This window comes from Caldimonas taiwanensis NBRC 104434, from assembly GCF_001592165.1.
Lineage (GTDB): Bacteria > Pseudomonadota > Gammaproteobacteria > Burkholderiales > Burkholderiaceae_C > Caldimonas > Caldimonas manganoxidans.
In genome coordinates this window covers 1-3,309 of sequence record NZ_BCWK01000046.1, presented here as the reverse complement: position 1 = coordinate 3,309, position 3,309 = coordinate 1, and the positions used below count along the sequence as shown (strand labels likewise).

The window sequence follows — 3,309 nt, the reverse complement described above, 5'->3', positions numbered from 1 at the left end:
TCTCGCTCGATGCGGTGGAGATCGACTCCGTCGATTGATGCACCTGACCGACGATGTGTCGCAGTGATGCCTGCATGCGCTGCAAGGCTGCAAGCAGTTGTGCGGCTTCGTCGCTGCCTTGGACTTGCACCTCGCGGGTCAGGTCGCCGGAGGCGATGGCAGCAGCCAGGTCTTGTGCCTGGACGATGGGCTGACAAATGCTTTGCATGTTGATCAGCGTCAACGGCACGACCACCAAAATGGCCACGGCGACCGACAAGGCAAACAGGCCGATGGTCAGCTTTGCCGCCTCGCGGGCCGCCTGTTCGGCGGCGGTGGCTTGTTCATCGAGCTGGCGCACCAAGGTCTGAAAGGCTTTGTCCAGCTCGTTGAGCGCGGCATAGGCCCGGAACATGACCTTGTCGGCCGTGGTGGCGGAGTCGTAGCCACTGGCCAGAAGCTGATTCGCCACCGGGGCGAAGGATGTTTGATAGTCTTCCAGATGCTTGCCAATGGCTTGCAAGAGCTCGGCGTCTTGAGCGCTGGCCAGTGCCTTGAGGGACTGGACTTGTTCATTGATTTTGGCCGCGGCTTGCTTCCACAGTTCGTGGGTTTCCGACACTCGCGACGGCTGCTCGTAGAAGATGATCATGTCCTTCTCGTAGCGGCGCAGTAAGGCCAAGCTGTGGCGCAGCTCCGACACCAGCGATGCCTTGGCATAGGCTTGGTCGATGAAGGCCTGGCTCGTCGCCTGCATCCGAAACATCCCGAACAATCCAGCGCCGCCCACGACGGCCAGCAGGCACAGCACCACGGCAATCGCGCCGATCATGCGCGTGCGGATCGTGAATCGACGCATCAAGCTCATCAACTGCATAGGACGCTCCGTGAGACTCAGTCGGTCAGGCCCATGGCTGGATCGGCCATGAGTTTTTCGATATCGAGCAGGATCAGCATGCGCTCACCCACATTGGCCAGCCCGACGATGCAACTGGCATCCACCGCGGCGCTCATCTCGGGAGCGGGGCGGATGCTGTCGGGGGCGATTTCCAACACGTCGCTGACCGCATCCACCACGGCGCCGACCACCCGGCCAGCCACGTGCAGCACGACCACGACCGTGAAATCGTTGTAATCGCACTTGGCCGTGGCAAAACGCACCCGCAAATCGACGATGGGAACGATCACGCCGCGCAGGTTCACCACGCCCTTGATGTGAGCTGGGGCATTGGCGATGCGGGTCGGCGCTTCATAGGAGCGGATTTCCTGCACGCGCAGAATGTCGATGCCGTATTCCTCGCTGCCCAGACGGAAGGTCAAATACTCTCTGGGTCGGGCTGACTGGTCGATGAAGGCTTCTTTGGCACCCATGATGGCTTCTTTCCGTTCGATGGGAGGGGCGGTTGGTGGGGAGGCCGGGCATGCCGCCCGGCACTTTCCGACCTTATCGGCGGCTTTGTGGCTGACTTGAGGGTCGCACCTAGACCGCGCAGGCCGAGGCAAGGCGGAACTGCGATGCCAGGTCGGCCAAGCGTTGGGCTTGCTCGCGCAGACTTGCGGCCGCAGCGGCCGATTGCTCGACCAAGGCGGCGTTTTGTTGCGTCATTTGGTCCAGATGCGCGACCGCTTGGTTGATCTGACCCACGCCGTCGCTTTGCTCGCGGGTGGACGCCGAGATGTCGCCGATCATGTCGGTGACGCGTTGCACGGCAGCCACGATGTCTTGCATCGAGGCGCCGGCGTCGTGGACCAGCCGGGCGCCGTTTTCGACCTTGTCGACGGAGTTGCCGATCAGGGCCTTGATTTCCTTGGCGGCTTGGGCCGAACGCTGAGCCAGGGTGCGCACCTCGCCGGCGACCACCGCGAAGCCGCGGCCGTGCTCGCCCGCGCGGGCGGATTCCACGGCGGCATTGAGCGCCAGAATGTTGGTTTGGAAGGCGATGCCGTCGATGACACCGATGATGTCGGCGATCTTCTTGGCGCTGGCGTTGATCTCCTCCATCGTAGAGACGACCTGCGAGACGACATGGCCGCCGCGTTGTGCGGCTTCGGCCGCACCGCGCGCCAGTTGGCTGGCCTGGGTGGCATGCTGCGCGCTTTGGGCCAGCGTGCCGGTGAGCTGCTCCATCGATGAGGCGGTTTGCTGCAGGCTGGAGGCGGCCTGTTCGGTGCGGTTGCTCAGATCCTGATTTCCGGTGGCGATTTCGTCGCTGGCCGTGCGGATGTTCTCGGTGGCTTGCTGTACTTGGGCCACCATGCGACGCAAGGAGTCTTGCATCTGGGCCAGGGCGGCTTGCAGTTCGCCAGCTTCCCCGTCGGCATTGACTTCCACGGGGTTGGAGAGGTCGCCCTGGGCAATCGCATGGGCGTGACGCACGACCGAGGCGATGGGGCGGGAAATCGATCGGCTCAGACGCCAACCGAAGGCCGCCGCGAACACCAAACTGGCCAGCACCAGGCCGACGGAGACGAGCACGGCTGCATGGTTGTCGGCCCGAGCGTCGGCATAGGCGCGTTGGGCCATGGCTTGGATTGCGTGCTGCAGCGCTTCGATGCTGGCGATATAGGCTTTGCGAGTGTCCTCGAAGTCGCCTTGCAACAGTTGTTCCAGGGCGTAGTAGTCGCCACTGTTGCGCAGCTCCAAGATCTTCGGGCCGTAGGCCAGCAGGGCTTTGCGCAGCTTGTCGATCTGCTCGTATTGAGCAATCAGCCCGGGGTCGTCGATCGCCGCGCGAAAACGCTGTTGCAGGGCGTCGATTTTCTTCGAGTCGGCGGTGTAGTCTTTCATGAGCTGATCCGGGAAATCGCCCGTGCCCAAACGGGAATGCGTCACGATGCGCAGCACATTGATGTCCACCAGGGACTTCCACTCCGTCACCAGTTGCAGCAGCGCGCCGTCGCGTTCGGTGAGGCGTTGGATCACTGCGGTGGTGTCATAGAGTTTCTTCACGCTATAGCTGCTGACGCCGATCATCAGCAGCATCAGCACACCCAAGGCCGCAGCCAGGCGGGTCGCGATCCGGGCGTGCACCATGGTGCGCAGCAAATTCATCATGGTCTCCTCGACAAGTCTCAGCGGTATCGATCAAAAGGTTTCCCAATCGTCATCGGGAGCCGTGGCCGCTGGCTGGGGGGTGCGAGCGGTGGGCGTGCTGGGGGCGGGGCTGGCGGTCACGGTGGGGCGCTTGGGCGCTTCGCGTGGGCCTGCGGCCGCGGGGGGCGAGCTTTGGGCCGCTTTGCGGATGGCGGCTTGGGCCAGCGAGGCGGCGTGCGTCGTGGCCGGTGTGGTGGGCGCCGCGGGTTGCGGGGGCGCAGCGTCTTGCCCGATTT

Annotated in this window: 3 protein-coding genes and 1 pseudogene; all 4 read right to left on the bottom strand. The window is 63.6% G+C overall.

The window, feature by feature from the left end; all coding sequences use genetic code 11:
• Positions 1 to 856 (bottom strand): MCP four helix bundle domain-containing protein (locus tag CTA01S_RS15780; protein ID WP_157451405.1); only part of this gene is annotated, 856 nt, incomplete at its 3' end.
• Between the two features lie 17 nt (positions 857 to 873).
• Positions 874 to 1,350, bottom strand: a complete 477-nt coding sequence (locus CTA01S_RS15775) for a chemotaxis protein CheW (protein ID WP_062196811.1) — start codon at positions 1,348 to 1,350, stop codon at positions 874 to 876.
• Between the two features lie 109 nt (positions 1,351 to 1,459).
• Complete coding sequence (locus CTA01S_RS16980; protein WP_062196810.1) at positions 1,460 to 3,031, bottom strand: methyl-accepting chemotaxis protein; 1,572 nt, start codon at positions 3,029 to 3,031, stop codon at positions 1,460 to 1,462.
• 33 nt (positions 3,032 to 3,064) lie between these two features.
• Positions 3,065 to 3,309: pseudogene (locus CTA01S_RS16770) on the bottom strand (methyl-accepting chemotaxis protein); the annotation flags it as partial.